The sequence below is a fragment of the Pseudomonas sp. MPR-R2A5 genome (genome assembly GCF_058793055.1).
In genome coordinates, this window is the sequence record NZ_JBXAFK010000053.1 from 1 (window position 1) to 13756 (window position 13756).

16 protein-coding genes are annotated in these 13756 nt (G+C 59.7%); all 16 read left to right on the forward strand.

Going from position 1 to position 13756, the window contains the following annotated elements; genetic code table 11:
- The first annotated feature begins 314 nt into the window (after positions 1–314).
- Positions 315–806: a Fe-S cluster assembly transcriptional regulator IscR gene (gene iscR, locus AC1Q6I_RS28775; RefSeq protein ID WP_003238451.1), complete on the forward strand. Its 492-nt coding sequence runs from the start codon at positions 315–317 to the stop codon at positions 804–806.
- Positions 807–856: 50 nt separating this feature from the next.
- Positions 857–2071, forward strand: coding sequence for an IscS subfamily cysteine desulfurase (locus AC1Q6I_RS28780; protein WP_024077296.1), 1215 nt, complete (start codon positions 857–859; stop codon positions 2069–2071).
- Between the two features lie 99 nt (positions 2072–2170).
- Positions 2171–2557 carry a Fe-S cluster assembly scaffold IscU gene (gene iscU, locus AC1Q6I_RS28785; RefSeq protein ID WP_003209682.1) on the forward strand — a complete coding sequence of 129 codons (387 nt, stop codon included), beginning with the start codon at positions 2171–2173 and terminating at the stop codon, positions 2555–2557.
- Between the two features lie 28 nt (positions 2558–2585).
- Positions 2586–2909: an iron-sulfur cluster assembly protein IscA gene (gene iscA, locus AC1Q6I_RS28790; RefSeq protein ID WP_024077295.1), complete on the forward strand. Its 324-nt coding sequence runs from the start codon at positions 2586–2588 to the stop codon at positions 2907–2909.
- An 8-nt stretch (positions 2910–2917) separates the two neighbouring features.
- Positions 2918–3439 carry a co-chaperone HscB gene (hscB, locus tag AC1Q6I_RS28795; protein ID WP_024077294.1) on the forward strand — a complete coding sequence of 174 codons (522 nt, stop codon included), beginning with the start codon at positions 2918–2920 and terminating at the stop codon, positions 3437–3439.
- Positions 3440–3490: 51 nt separating this feature from the next.
- Positions 3491–5353: a Fe-S protein assembly chaperone HscA gene (hscA, locus tag AC1Q6I_RS28800; RefSeq protein WP_024077293.1), complete on the forward strand. Its 1863-nt coding sequence runs from the start codon at positions 3491–3493 to the stop codon at positions 5351–5353.
- A 3-nt stretch (positions 5354–5356) separates the two neighbouring features.
- Complete coding sequence (gene fdx / locus AC1Q6I_RS28805) at positions 5357–5698, forward strand: ISC system 2Fe-2S type ferredoxin (protein ID WP_003175958.1); 342 nt, start codon at positions 5357–5359, stop codon at positions 5696–5698.
- 14 nt (positions 5699–5712) lie between these two features.
- Positions 5713–5913 carry a Fe-S cluster assembly protein IscX gene (gene iscX, locus AC1Q6I_RS28810; RefSeq protein ID WP_017846180.1) on the forward strand — a complete coding sequence of 67 codons (201 nt, stop codon included), beginning with the start codon at positions 5713–5715 and terminating at the stop codon, positions 5911–5913.
- A gap of 91 nt (positions 5914–6004) precedes the next feature.
- Complete coding sequence (gene ndk, locus AC1Q6I_RS28815) at positions 6005–6430, forward strand: nucleoside-diphosphate kinase (protein ID WP_017846179.1); 426 nt, start codon at positions 6005–6007, stop codon at positions 6428–6430.
- Between the two features lie 28 nt (positions 6431–6458).
- Positions 6459–7607 carry a dual-specificity RNA methyltransferase RlmN gene (gene rlmN / locus AC1Q6I_RS28820; RefSeq protein WP_102624575.1) on the forward strand — a complete coding sequence of 383 codons (1149 nt, stop codon included), beginning with the start codon at positions 6459–6461 and terminating at the stop codon, positions 7605–7607.
- Between the two features lie 12 nt (positions 7608–7619).
- Complete coding sequence (pilW, locus tag AC1Q6I_RS28825) at positions 7620–8378, forward strand: type IV pilus biogenesis/stability protein PilW (RefSeq protein ID WP_024077291.1); 759 nt, start codon at positions 7620–7622, stop codon at positions 8376–8378.
- The gene (locus AC1Q6I_RS28830) at positions 8378–9400 is read left to right on the forward strand and encodes a RodZ domain-containing protein (RefSeq protein ID WP_024077290.1); all 1023 of its coding nucleotides are present in this window, start codon (positions 8378–8380) and stop codon (positions 9398–9400) included. Before pilW ends, AC1Q6I_RS28830 begins: the two co-directional genes overlap by 1 nt.
- Positions 9401–9402: 2 nt before the next feature.
- Positions 9403–10512: a flavodoxin-dependent (E)-4-hydroxy-3-methylbut-2-enyl-diphosphate synthase gene (gene ispG, locus AC1Q6I_RS28835; protein WP_024077289.1), complete on the forward strand. Its 1110-nt coding sequence runs from the start codon at positions 9403–9405 to the stop codon at positions 10510–10512.
- A 23-nt stretch (positions 10513–10535) separates the two neighbouring features.
- Positions 10536–11825: a histidine--tRNA ligase gene (gene hisS / locus AC1Q6I_RS28840; RefSeq protein WP_024077288.1), complete on the forward strand. Its 1290-nt coding sequence runs from the start codon at positions 10536–10538 to the stop codon at positions 11823–11825.
- A gap of 41 nt (positions 11826–11866) precedes the next feature.
- Complete coding sequence (locus AC1Q6I_RS28845) at positions 11867–12508, forward strand: YfgM family protein (protein WP_024077287.1); 642 nt, start codon at positions 11867–11869, stop codon at positions 12506–12508.
- Positions 12501–13652: an outer membrane protein assembly factor BamB gene (bamB, locus tag AC1Q6I_RS28850; protein WP_024077286.1), complete on the forward strand. Its 1152-nt coding sequence runs from the start codon at positions 12501–12503 to the stop codon at positions 13650–13652. The genes AC1Q6I_RS28845 and bamB overlap by 8 nt, the downstream gene beginning before the upstream one ends.
- Positions 13653–13756: the final 104 nt, after the last annotated feature.

Below are 13756 nucleotides of genomic sequence, written 5' to 3' on the forward strand. Positions count from 1 at the left end.
AAATGTGTAAACGATGTCCCCGGTTTCAGATGTAAACGATGTCTACGGTTCTACACCCCGATGACGGTGGGTCAGTCGACGCATTCGTCAGCTGTCAGACCGCTATCGGGGCAAGCCCCCTCCCACATTTGATCTCCGTTGATCCAGCAATTCCCATCCGGTCCTGTTCCCGCTGTTCGTCCCCACCCCATCCTGCTATGATTCGCGCGCCCTTTTTACGGGTAATCCTGACTAAAGTACTAGGTCTTATAGTTGACTTAAATACTCGGGAATCGCATACTTGCTCCCATTCTGAAACACCTTGGTACTTGTCCATGAGACTGACTACAAAAGGCCGATACGCGGTAACCGCCATGCTTGACTTGGCCTTGCACGCGCAAACTGGGCCGGTGTCCCTGGCCGATATCTCCGAGCGCCAAGGCATTTCCCTGTCCTACCTTGAGCAACTGTTCGCCAAATTGCGCCGCAGCAATCTGGTTTCCAGTGTGCGTGGGCCAGGTGGCGGCTATCAACTGTCCCGCGAGATGCAGGGCATCCAGGTGGCCCAGGTCATCGACGCGGTCAACGAATCCGTCGATGCGACCAAATGCCAGGGCCTGGGTGACTGCCACGCCGGCGACACTTGCCTGACGCATCACTTGTGGTGTGACTTGAGCCTGCAGATCCATGAGTTTTTGAGTGGTATCAGCTTGGCTGATCTTGTGACTCGCCGTGAGGTGCAAGAAGTAGCCCAGCGTCAGGACCAGCGCCGTTGCAACACCAAGGCGCCGCGTCTGGACAAGATTGAAGCGTCCGCCGTCGAGTGACAGCCGAAGAGCTAACGGCACGCCAGCCAGCCTGATTTAGGAGAAAGTCCATGAAATTGCCGATTTACCTTGATTACTCAGCGACCACGCCGGTTGATCCGCGTGTCGCACAAAAGATGAGCGAATGCCTGCTGGTCGACGGAAACTTCGGCAACCCGGCCTCCCGCTCCCACGTTTTCGGCTGGAAAGCCGAGGAAGCGGTGGAGAACGCTCGTCGCCAGGTCGCTGACCTGGTCGGTGCAGACCCGCGCGAAATCGTCTGGACTTCCGGCGCCACCGAATCCGACAACCTGGCAATCAAGGGCGCGGCGCATTTCTACGCGACCAAAGGCAAGCACCTGATCACTACCAAGATTGAGCACAAGGCTGTCCTCGACACCATGCGCCAACTGGAGCGTGAAGGTTTCGAGGTCACTTACCTCGAGCCAACCACCGACGGTATCGTCACCCCGGCCATGATCGAAGCCGCGCTGCGTGAAGACACCATCCTGGTTTCCGTGATCCACGTGAACAACGAAATCGGGACCATCAACGACATCGCGGCCATCGGCGAGCTGACGCGCTCCAAAGGCGTCCTGCTGCACGTCGACGCTGCTCAGTCCACCGGCAAGGTCGACATCGACCTGTCGAAACTGAAAGTCGACCTGATGTCGTTCTCGGCCCACAAGACCTACGGCCCTAAAGGCATCGGCGCGCTCTACGTGAGCCGTAAGCCCCGCGTACGTATCGAAGCCACCATGCACGGCGGCGGTCACGAGCGCGGCATGCGTTCGGGCACCCTGGCGACCCACCAGATCGTTGGTATGGGCGAAGCTTTCCGTGTGGCCAAGGAAGACATGGCTGCCGAGAACCTGCGCATCAAGGCCCTGAGCGAGCGCTTCTACAAGCAGGTCGAAAACCTTGAAGAGCTGTACATCAACGGCAGCATGACCGCCCGTGTACCGCACAACCTGAACTTGAGCTTCAACTACGTCGAAGGCGAGTCGCTGATCATGGCGCTCAAGGACCTGGCGGTTTCGTCCGGTTCGGCCTGCACCTCGGCCTCCCTTGAGCCGTCCTACGTGCTGCGTGCCCTGGGCCGCAACGACGAACTGGCGCACAGCTCGATCCGCTTTACGTTTGGCCGCTTCACCACCGAAGAACAAGTCGACTACGCGGCGCAGAAAGTCTGCGAAGCCGTCAATAAGCTGCGCACTTTGTCGCCGCTGTGGGACATGTACAAAGACGGTGTCGACATTTCCAAGATCGAGTGGGCGGCACACTAACTATAGAAGCCGCCACCCCAGCTCTGTAGGAACGTGGCGGAAAACGCAGGCGTTTCTACAGGGTTACAGAGCGGCCCTGATGAGTGAGGATTCAGTACCATGGCTTACAGCGAAAAGGTCATCGACCACTACGAAAACCCGCGTAACGTCGGCAAGATGAACGCGGAAGACCCAGATGTCGGCACCGGCATGGTCGGCGCTCCGGCGTGCGGCGATGTGATGCGCCTGCAGATCAAGGTCAACGAGGCGGGCGTTATCGAAGACGCCAAGTTCAAGACCTACGGCTGCGGTTCGGCCATCGCCTCCAGCTCCCTGGCGACCGAATGGATGAAAGGCAAGACCCTGGATGAGGCTGTGACGATCAGCAACACCCAGCTGGCCGAAGAACTGGCCCTGCCGCCAGTGAAAATCCACTGCTCCGTACTCGCAGAAGACGCCATTAAGGCGGCCGTTCGCGACTACAAGCAGAAGAAAGGCTTGATCTAAGCATTTGGCGACGAGTAAGGAGTCAACGATGGCTATCAGCATGACAGAAGCGGCTGCACGGCACGTGCGACGCTCCCTGGATGGGCGCGGTAAAGGTGAGGGGATTCGTCTGGGTGTGCGCACCACGGGCTGTTCCGGCCTTGCCTATGTGCTGGAGTTTGTCGACGAGGTGGTTGATGAGGACCAGGTGTTCGAAAGTCACGGCGAGAAAGTGATTATCGACCCTAAAAGCCTCACCTATCTGGACGGCACCGAACTCGATTTCGTCAAGGAAGGGTTGAACGAAGGCTTCAAGTTCAACAACCCCAACGTACGCGGTGAATGTGGCTGCGGCGAAAGCTTCAACATCTGAGGCTATTTGTGGGCACTCCTTGTCATTTCGCTTTATTCGAGCTGCAGCCGAGCTTTCGGCTGGACCTCGAGCAGCTTGCCACGCGCTACCGTGAATTGGCGCGTGGGGTGCATCCGGACCGCTTCGCTGACGCTTCCGAGCGTGAGCAACGCCTGGCGCTGGAGCAATCGGCCAGCCTCAACGAAGCCTATCAGACGCTCAAAAGTCCCCCCAAGCGCGCGCGTTACCTGCTCGCGATGAATGGTGGCGAGTTGCCGTTGGAAGTCACGGTGCACGACCCGGACTTCCTGATGCAGCAGATGCAGTGGCGCGAAGAGCTCGAAGACTTGCAGGACGAAGCCGATCTGGCGGGTGTCGCGGTCTTCAAGCGTCGTTTGAAAACCGCCCAGGATGAGCTCAACGAAAGCTTCGCAGCCTGTTGGAATGATGCGGCGCAACGTGAACAGGCCGAACGCCTGATGCGGCGCATGCAGTTCCTCGACAAGCTCTCCTACGAAGTGCGCCAGCTAGAAGAGCGCCTCGACGATTAACCCAGTGCTGCCCGTGATGCACGCCTGATAGACAGATAAGACCTGATTACCATGGCTCTACTGCAAATCGCCGAACCCGGCCAAAGCCCTCAACCGCACCAGCGTCGCCTGGCGGTGGGGATTGACCTGGGCACCACCAATTCCCTGGTCGCTGCCTTGCGCAGCGGCCTGTCCGAGCCGCTGCCCGACGCCGATGGCCAGGTGATCCTGCCGTCCGCTGTGCGTTATCACGCCGATCGCACCGAAGTGGGCGAGTCGGCCAAGCTGGCGGCGTCTACCGACCCCCTGAATACCGTACTGTCGGTCAAGCGCTTGATGGGTCGTGGTCTGTCCGACGTCAAGCAGCTGGGCGACCAACTGCCGTACCGCTTTGTCGGCGGCGAGTCCCACATGCCGTTCATCGACACCGTCCAGGGCCCGAAGAGCCCGGTGGAAGTGTCGGCCGATATCCTCAAGGTGCTGCGCCAGCGTGCAGAAACCACCTTGGGCGGCGAGCTGGTCGGGGCGGTGATCACGGTTCCGGCCTATTTCGATGATGCTCAGCGCCAGGCCACCAAGGACGCGGCGAAGCTTGCCGGCCTGAACGTGCTGCGCCTGCTCAACGAGCCGACGGCAGCCGCTGTGGCGTATGGCCTGGACCAGCATGCCGAAGGCCTGGTCGCCATTTACGACCTGGGCGGCGGCACCTTTGATATTTCGATCCTGCGCCTGACTGGCGGTGTCTTCGAAGTACTGGCCACGGGTGGCGATACAGCCCTGGGCGGCGATGACTTCGATCACGCCATCGCGGGCTGGATCATCACCAGTGCCGGCTTGTCCGCCGATCTGGACCCGGGCGCGCAGCGCAACCTGCTGCAAACCGCCTGCGCTGCTAAAGAAGCGCTGACTGATGCTGCATCGGTTGAAGTGTCCTATGGTAGCTGGTCGGCCCAACTGACCCGTGAAGCCTTCGATGCTTTGATCGAGCCGATGGTCGCCCGCAGCCTGAAAGCCTGCCGGCGCGCCGTGCGTGATTCCGGCGTCGAGCTGGAAGACGTAGTCGCCGTGGTCATGGTCGGCGGTTCGACCCGCGTACCACGTGTTCGCGAAGCCGTGGCCGAAGCTTTTGGCCGCCAGCCGCTGACCGAAATCGATCCGGATCAAGTGGTCGCCATCGGTGCGGCGATCCAGGCCGATACCCTGGCCGGCAATAAGCGCGATGGTGGCGAGCTGTTGCTGCTCGACGTGATTCCGTTGTCCCTGGGGCTGGAAACCATGGGCGGCTTGATGGAGAAGGTGATTCCGCGCAACACCACCATCCCTGTTGCCCGCGCCCAGGATTTCACGACCTATAAAGATGGCCAGACGGCCATGATGATTCATGTGCTGCAAGGTGAGCGCGAGCTGATCAGCGACTGTCGCTCGCTGGCGCGCTTCGAATTGCGCGGTATCCCGGCCATGGTTGCCGGTGCCGCGAAGATTCGCGTGACCTTCCAGGTCGACGCCGACGGCCTGCTCAGCGTGGCTGCGCGTGAATTGGCGTCAGGCGTCGAAGCGAGCATCCAGGTCAAGCCGTCCTACGGCCTGACTGACGGCGAAATCGCCAAGATGCTCAAGGACTCGTTCCAGTACGCCGGTGACGATAAGGTCGCGCGCGTACTGCGTGAGCAACAAGTGGATGCCCAGCGCCTGCTCGAAGCGGTGCAGGGCGCCCTTGACGCCGACGGCGAGCGCCTGCTGGATGCCGAAGAGCGCATGGTCATCGACCTGCAGATGCAGGAACTGGCCGAACTGATGAAAGGCAACGATGGTTACGCCATCGAGCAACAGACCAAGCGCTTGTCGCAGGTGACTGACGCCTTTGCCGCCCGCCGCATGGATCAGACGGTGAAAGCCGCACTGGCCGGGCGCAACCTGAATGAAATCGAGGAATAATCAATGCCGCAGGTCATTTTTCTGCCACACGCCGAGCACTGCCCGGACGGTATGGTTGTTGAGGCTGAGACCGGCAAGTCCATCCTCGAAGTTGCCCATGACAACCACATCGAGATCGAAAGTGCCTGTGGTGGAGTGTGCGCTTGCACCACCTGCCACTGCATCATTCGTGAGGGGTTCAACTCTCTGGAAGAAGCGGACGAGTTGGAAGAGGACTTTCTTGACCGGGCCTGGGGCCTGGAAGCGACTTCTCGCCTAAGCTGTCAGGCAAAGGTCGGAACGGAAGACATCACCGTCGAAATCCCGAAATATTCCCTCAACCATGCGGCCGAAGCGCCGCACTGATTCAAGGAAGTGTCATGAGTCTTAAATGGGTTGATGTGCAAGAAATCGCTATCCTGTTGGCCGACGGCAACCCGGATATGGATCCCTATTCGCTGAACTTTGTTGCTTTGCGTGACATGGTCATGGCCTTGCCAGGTTTTGACGATGAGCGTGATCGCGGTGGCGAAAAGGTTTTGGAAGCTATTCAGACAGCCTGGAAAGAAGAACAGGACTGACGCCTCCCTTACGCAGTTAGGCAATACCCAAGAACCCGCGTATAATTCGCGGGTTTAATTTTTCGTAAATTACCGTTTCTGGAGTTACACCATGGCTGTTCAACGTACTTTCTCCATCATCAAGCCTGACGCTGTTGCAAAAAACGTCATCGGCGAGATCACCACTCGTTTCGAAAAAGCCGGCCTGAAGGTTGTAGCTTCGAAACTCAAGCAACTGTCCAAGGCTGAAGCTGAAGGTTTCTACGCTGAGCACAGCGCTCGTGGCTTCTTCGGCGACCTGGTTGCCTTCATGATCTCCGGTCCTGTCGTTGTTCAGGTTCTGGAAGGCGAAAACGCTATCGCTCTGAACCGCGAACTGATGGGTGCTACCAACCCTAAAGAAGCAGCTGCCGGCACCATCCGTGCTGATTTCGCTGACTCCATCGACGCCAACGCTGTACACGGTTCGGACTCCGAAGCCGCTGCTGCTCGCGAAATCTCGTACTTCTTCGCAGCTACTGAAGTAACCACTCGCTAAGCATTGGCTTAAGAGTGAAGGTGAATCCATGACTACATCGACTGTAAAAACCAACCTGCTGGGTCTGACTCAACAGGAAATGGAAAAATTCTTCGACTCAATCGGGGAGAAGCGTTTCCGTGCCGGTCAGGTAATGAAGTGGATTCACCACTTTGGCGTCGACGATTTCGATGCCATGACGAACGTCAGCAAGGCCCTGCGTGACAAGCTCAAGGCCATTGCCGAGGTCCGTGGTCCGGAAGTTGTCAGCGAGGACATCTCCAGCGACGGCACCCGTAAATGGGTGGTGCGCGTGGCGTCCGGCAGCTGCGTCGAGACCGTATACATTCCCCAGGGCAAACGCGGCACCTTGTGCGTTTCGTCCCAGGCAGGCTGTGCCCTGGATTGCAGTTTCTGCTCCACCGGCAAGCAAGGCTTCAATAGCAACCTCACCGCCGCCGAAGTCATTGGCCAGGTGTGGATTGCCAACAAATCCTTTGGCAGCGTCCCGGCGACCGTCGACCGTGCCATCACCAACGTGGTGATGATGGGCATGGGTGAGCCGCTGCTGAACTTCGACAACGTGGTTGCGGCCATGCACCTGATGATGGACGACCTGGGCTACGGCATCTCCAAGCGCCGTGTGACCCTGTCGACTTCCGGCGTGGTGCCGATGATCGATGAGCTGTCCAAGCACATCGACGTCTCCCTGGCGTTGTCGCTGCACGCACCGAATGACGCATTGCGTAACCAATTGGTGCCGATCAACAAGAAGTATCCGCTTAAGATGCTGCTCGAATCTTGCCAGCGCTATATGTCGTCCCTGGGCGAAAAGCGCGTGCTGACCATCGAGTACACCTTGCTCAAGGACATCAACGACAAGGTCGAACACGCGGTCGAGATGATCGAGTTGCTCAAGAACATCCCGTGCAAGATCAACCTGATTCCGTTCAACCCGTTTCCCCATTCTGGCTACGAGCGGCCGAGCAACAACGCCATCCGCCGTTTCCAGGATCAACTGCACCAGGCGGGCTTCAATGTCACCGTACGTACCACCCGTGGTGAAGACATCGACGCCGCTTGTGGCCAATTGGTAGGACAGGTGCTGGATCGCACCCGTCGCAGCGAACGTTATATCGCGGTGCGCGAACTGAGTGCCGCCGACGATATGCCGCAAAGCGCTGCGAATCGAACCTGAGAGAGGATCTCTATGCCCTTGCGCCTTGCGCTGCTCCTGCTGGTTACCGGTCTTGCGGCCGGTTGTGTTTCATCGGGCCATGACAGCCCTTTGCAAACCGGCAAGGGCCGTGAAGAGGCGCGAGCGGCCTATGTTCAGTTGGGCCTGGGTTACCTGCGCCAAGGCATGAGCGAGCAAGCCAAGGTGCCGTTGAGAAAGGCCATAGAGCTGGACCGCGACGATGCCGACGCCAATGCTGCACTGGCCTTGGTGTTCCAGGCCCAGGCCGAGCCTGAACTGGCCGACCAGTATTTCAACAAGGCCCTGGCCTCCCGTCCTGCCGACCCACGGCTGCTGAACAACTACGGCAGCTTTCTGTTCGAGCAGAAACGCTATGACCAGGCTTCTCGTTATTTCCAGCAAGCCAGCGCCGATACCCTCTATCCTGAGCGCTCGCGCGTTTTCGAGAACCTGGGAGTGACCTCCAAGCGCCTCGGCCTGCGCGACAGCGCGCGCCAGCAGTTGGAAAAAGCCCTGCACCTGAACAGTCGCCAGCCACGAGCCTTGCTCGAAATGGCTGAGTTGTCCTACGAAGACAGGCATTATGTGCCGGCACGTGACTATTACGAGCGTTTTAGCCTGCTCAGCGGGCAAAATGCACGTAGTCTATTGCTCGGCGTGCGCCTGGCGACGGTTCATGAAGAACGCGACACGGCCGCACGTTTTGGCCAGCAACTCGAACGACTCTATCCCGGTACCCCGGAATATCAGCAATACCTGTCGGAGCAATGATGAAAGCGGCGCACCCGGAAGTTGTAGCAGCTAATCGCGTAAACCCAGGCGAGACCTTGCGTCAGGCCCGCGAAAGCAATGGTTGGTCGCTGGCAGAAGTGGCCCTCAAGCTCAATTTGACCACCACGTCCCTGGGCAACCTGGAAGCCGGCGCGTTCGACAAGCTGCCTGGGCATACCTTTGCCCGCGGCTATATCCGCGCCTACGCCAAATTGCTGGGCATCGACCAGGCCGTCCTGGTCCAGGAGTTCGACCAGTTCACCGGTACCGACTCCCAGGGCAGCAATGTCCATGGCCTGGGTCGCATCGAAGAGCCGGTGCGGGTTTCCCACACGATCTTGCGTATTGTCAGCCTGTTACTGTTGATCGCCGTCATCGGTGGTGGCTTCCTCTGGTGGCAGGACCAGACTTCCCAGCGCGGCAAGGACCTGGCCAGTAACAGCATGGAGCACGTCGAAGTCGAGAGCGCCGACGGCACCACCCAGATTCACCCGCTCGACGAGCCGGAAGACCAGGCTGTTGTCGAAGGCCAGGCTGCGCCCCAGGTGCCGCCCGCCACCGAGCAACCGATACCGGATGCAGGCACTGCAACCGCCGTAGTACCTGCTCCGGCTACACCGGCCGTTCCAAGTACCCCGGCCGTACCTGCTCATACTCCGGTAGCGCCTGCTGCCCAGGCCCATGCACCGGCTGTTCCCGCCCAGGCTCCTGCGACTACCGCCCCAGCTGCCCCGGCGGCGCCAGCGATTTCGCCGCCCACCACACCTGCGTTGATCGCGGGTGACGGGCACGTACAAATCACCTTTGTTGCTGATTGCTGGACGCAGCTCACCGATGGCAATGGCAAAGTGCTGTTCAGCGGTCTGAAGCGTAAGGGCGACACGCTCGACCAGGGCGGCAAACCACCTTTGACGCTGCGTCTGGGCTTTGCCCGTGGCGCGCAAGTGGCCTACAACGGCCAGCCTGTGGACGTGGCGCCGTTCACCAGTGGCGAGACCGCTCGCCTGAAGTTGGGACAATAGTCATGCACGGCGAATCTCCAATCAAACGTCGCGTATCGCGCAAGATCTGGGTCGGCTCGGTGCCGGTGGGTGGCGATGCCCCCATCGCAGTACAAAGCATGACCAACAGCGACACCAATGATGTCGCAGCTACCGTCGCCCAGATCAATCGTCTGGAAGCGGCTGGCGTCGACATCGTGCGGGTTTCCGTGCCGGACATGGACGCTGCCGAAGCCTTTGGCCGTATCAAGCAATTGGTCAAGGTGCCGTTGGTTGCCGACATCCACTTCGACTACAGGATCGCGCTACGCGTGGCCGAACTCGGCGTCGATTGCCTGCGCATCAACCCGGGCAACATCGGTCGTGAAGACCGCGTGCGTGCCGTGGTGGATGCTGCCCGTGACCGCGGGATTCCGATCCGTATCGGCGTCAACGCCGGTTCCCTCGAAAAAGACCTGCAAAAGAAATACGGCGAACCCACTCCTGCCGCGTTGGTTGAGTCGGCACTGCGCCACGTTGAGCACCTTGAGCGCCTGAATTTCCAGGACTTCAAGGTCAGCGTAAAGGCGTCCGACGTCTTCATGGCAGTAGAAGCCTACCGCCTGCTGGCCAAGGAAATCGTGCAGCCGCTGCACCTGGGGATCACCGAAGCCGGCGGTTTACGCTCAGGCACAGTGAAATCTGCGGTGGGTCTCGGTATGCTGCTCGCCGAAGGGATTGGGGATACTATCCGCATCTCCCTGGCGGCAGACCCGGTAGAGGAAGTGAAGGTCGGTTACGACATTCTCAAATCCCTGCATTTGCGTTCCCGTGGCATCAACTTCATTGCCTGCCCGAGCTGCTCACGGCAGAACTTCGACGTGGTGAAAACCATGAACGAACTGGAAGGGCGCCTCGAGGACCTGCTGGTACCGTTGGATGTTGCGGTAATCGGTTGCGTGGTCAACGGCCCGGGTGAAGCCAAGGAAGCCCATATCGGCTTGACCGGCGGCACGCCGAACCTGATCTATATCGACGGTAAGCCGTCGCAGAAGTTGACGAATGACAATCTGGTGGATGAGCTCGAAAGACTGATCCGCCAGAAAGCGGCCGAAAAGGTCGCGGCTGACGCAGCGCTGATCGCGCGCGGCTGATTGAACGAATTTAAGGATTTGATGTGAGCAAGTCTCTGCAAGCCATACGTGGCATGAACGACATCCTGCCGGAGCAGACGCCGCTGTGGCGCTATTTCGAAGGCACTGTCGCGCGCCTGCTGGATAACTACGGTTACAAGCAGATCCGCATGCCGATCGTCGAATTCACCGAGCTGTTCAAGCGCTCTATCGGTGAAGTGACCGACATCGTCGAAAAAGAGATGTACACCTTCGAAGACCGCAATGGCGACTCCCTGACCCTGCGTCCGGAAGGGACCGCAGCCTGCGTGCGCGCCGTGCTTGAGCATGGCCTTACCGGTGGTGGCCAGCCGCAGAAACTGTGGTACATCGGCCCGATGTTCCGTCACGAGCGCCCACAGAAAGGCCGCTATCGCCAGTTCCACCAGATCGGCCTGGAGGTGTTCAACCTCGACGGTCCGGACATCGACGCCGAGCTGATCGTGCTGACCTGGCGCCTATGGGGCCTGCTGGGTATCCGCGACGCGGTCAAGCTTGAGCTCAACAGCCTGGGCACCAGCGAATCTCGCGGCCGCTACCGGGTTGCCTTGGTCGAGTACCTGTCCGCCCACCTGGACAAACTTGACGAAGACAGCCAGCGCCGCCTGAAGACCAATCCGCTGCGCGTCCTCGATACCAAGAATGCCGACACGCAAGCCGTACTGGTCGACGCGCCAAAAATGGCCGACTACCTGGACGACGAGTCCCGTACGCACTTCGAGGGCCTCAAGGCTCGCCTGGACGCGGTGGGTATCCCCTACGTGATCAACCCGAAACTCGTACGCGGCCTCGATTACTACAGCAAGACCGTATTCGAGTGGGTCACTGACAAGCTCGGCGCCCAGGGCACCGTGTGCGCCGGTGGCCGTTACGACGGCCTGGTCGAGCAGATGGGCGGCAAGCCGACCACGGGCGTGGGGTTTGCCATGGGCATCGAGCGCCTGATCCTGTTGCTCGAAACCCTGGAACAGGTCCCGGAAGAAATCTCCCGTCAGGTGGACGTGTACCTGTGCGCCTTCGGCGAGGCCGCCGAACTGGCTGCCCTGGCCCTGAGCGAAAAAGTGCGCGACCAGCTGCCGAACCTGCGCCTGCAGGTCAATGCCGGCGCGGGCAGCTTCAAGAGCCAGTTCAAGAAGGCTGACAAGAGCGGTGCGCTGTATGCACTGATCCTCGGCGATGACGAATTGGCCCAGCAAGTGATAGGTTTCAAACCCCTGCGTGGCCAGGGTGAGCAACAGAACATTGCCTTCGATGCGCTCGCCGCGCACTTGGCCACCTGCGTCGTGCAGGGTTGAAGCTGTCGAACAGCCGAATTTAGCGATTAAGGAGTATTGGGGTGTCGAGTACTGATGATGAGCAGTTGGCCGAGTTCAAGGACTGGTGGCAGCGTAACGGCAAGCCCCTGGTTACCGGTGGCCTGCTGGCTTTAGTGGTGGTGTTCGGCTGGCAAGCCTGGCACAAGTATCAGGCCAACCAATCCCAAGGCGCCTCGATCCTCTATCAGCAATTGCTGGAAACCACCCTTACGCCGGACGGCAAGCCCGATCCTGCACAGGTGGCTGACCTGGCAAGCAAGCTGAAGAACGAATTTGGCGGCAGTACCTACGCCCAATACGGCAGCCTGTTCGTCGCGAAAGTCGCGGTCGATACCGGCAAGCTGGACGATGCAGCCGCTGAACTGAAGGCCGTCGCCGACAAGCCGACCAACCCGACCCTGGGTGAAATCGCACGTCAGCGCCTGGCCCAGGTATTGGCGGCACAGAACAAGGCCGACGAAGCACTCAAACTGCTCGACGGCGATGCTGACAAGGCATTTGTAGCCACTCGCGAAGAGCTCAAGGGGGACCTGTTGGTCCAATTGGGTCGTACCGACGAAGCCAATGCTGCGTACCAAAAAGCCAAGGCGGCGCTGTCTGATGAAGCGGCGGTCGGTGGCTTACAAATCAAGCTCGACGACTTGGCCAAAGGGGATGCGTGACGTGATCCGTTGGAAACATGCAGCATTGCTGGCTCTGGCCGTTCTGGCCGCGGGTTGCAGCAGCAACAGTAAAAAAGAACTGCCTCCGGCCGAGCTGACCAGCTTCAAGGAAGAAGTCGTCCTGCAAAAGCAATGGAGCCGCTCCATCGGTGACGGCCAGGGCGAAACCTACAACATGTTGGTACCGGCAATCGACGGTGACAACATTGTGGCGGCTGACGTGACCGGCGTGGTGATCTCCATGGATCGCATGAACGGCGACGTGAAATGGAAGAAAGACCTGGAACTGCCTGTGTCCGGCGCCGTAGGCGTGGGTTACGGCCTGGTGATGCTCGGCACGCTCAAGGGCGAAGTCGTGGCGCTGGACTCCAGCACCGGTGAAGAGAAATGGCGCGCTCGCGTGACCAGTGAAGTCCTCGCACCGCCTGCTACCAACGGCGATATCGTCGTGGTGCAAACCCAGGACGACCGTGTGATTGGCCTCGACGCCAGCACCGGCGCACAGCGCTGGTTGTATGACAGCACCCCTGCGGTGTTGACCCTACGCGGTACCAGTGGTCCGGTTGTGACCAACAATCTGGCCGTTGCAGGCCTGTCGACCGGTAAAGTGGTCGCCCTGGACACCCAGAATGGCGTACCTGCGTGGGAAACCCGCGTGGCTATCCCGCAAGGTCGTTCCGAGCTGGATCGCGTCGTGGACATCGACGGCGGCTTGCTGCTGTCGGGTGAAACCCTCTACGTCGCCACTTACCAGGGCCGCGTTGCCGCGCTGGACCTTCAGAGCGGTCGCATCAACTGGCAGCGTGATGCTTCCAGCTACGCGGGTGTCGCCCAAGGGTTTGGCAGCGTCTACGTAAGCCTGGCGTCCGGTACTGTTGAAAGTGTCGACGAGCGTTCCACCACTGCGCTGTGGAGCAATGACTCCCTGGCTCGCCGTCAACTGTCGGCACCGGAAGTGTTCTCCAGCTATGTAGCGGTAGGCGATTTCGAAGGTTACCTGCACCTGCTGAGCCAGGTGGACGGTCGCTTTGTAGGTCGTGAGCGTATCGACAGCGATGGCCTGCGTGCCCGTCCGCTGGTCGTGGGTAACATGCTTTATGTGTTTGGCAACAGCGGCAAGCTGGAAGCCCTGACCATCAAGTAAAGGTTTGACTATGCTTGGGGTTACCCCCAGGCGGCCCTGCTTCATTGCTTACTGTAGGAGCGAGCTTGCTCGCGAAGGACGTCAACGCTGACGCGGTTTTTCCG

Coding starts and splice junctions, on each gene's coding strand:
- pilW (WP_024077291.1), top strand. CDS start 7,620: ATGCCCTTGCGCCTTGCGCTGCTCCTGCTGGTTACCGGTCTTGCGGCC.
- iscA (WP_024077295.1), top strand. CDS start 2,586: ATGGCTATCAGCATGACAGAAGCGGCTGCACGGCACGTGCGACGCTCC.
- fdx (WP_003175958.1), top strand. CDS start 5,357: ATGCCGCAGGTCATTTTTCTGCCACACGCCGAGCACTGCCCGGACGGT.
- AC1Q6I_RS28780 (WP_024077296.1), top strand. CDS start 857: ATGAAATTGCCGATTTACCTTGATTACTCAGCGACCACGCCGGTTGAT.
- iscU (WP_003209682.1), top strand. CDS start 2,171: ATGGCTTACAGCGAAAAGGTCATCGACCACTACGAAAACCCGCGTAAC.
- iscX (WP_017846180.1), top strand. CDS start 5,713: ATGAGTCTTAAATGGGTTGATGTGCAAGAAATCGCTATCCTGTTGGCC.
- rlmN (WP_102624575.1), top strand. CDS start 6,459: ATGACTACATCGACTGTAAAAACCAACCTGCTGGGTCTGACTCAACAG.
- ispG (WP_024077289.1), top strand. CDS start 9,403: ATGCACGGCGAATCTCCAATCAAACGTCGCGTATCGCGCAAGATCTGG.
- ndk (WP_017846179.1), top strand. CDS start 6,005: ATGGCTGTTCAACGTACTTTCTCCATCATCAAGCCTGACGCTGTTGCA.
- bamB (WP_024077286.1), top strand. CDS start 12,501: ATGCGTGACGTGATCCGTTGGAAACATGCAGCATTGCTGGCTCTGGCC.
- hscA (WP_024077293.1), top strand. CDS start 3,491: ATGGCTCTACTGCAAATCGCCGAACCCGGCCAAAGCCCTCAACCGCAC.
- iscR (WP_003238451.1), top strand. CDS start 315: ATGAGACTGACTACAAAAGGCCGATACGCGGTAACCGCCATGCTTGAC.
- AC1Q6I_RS28830 (WP_024077290.1), top strand. CDS start 8,378: ATGAAAGCGGCGCACCCGGAAGTTGTAGCAGCTAATCGCGTAAACCCA.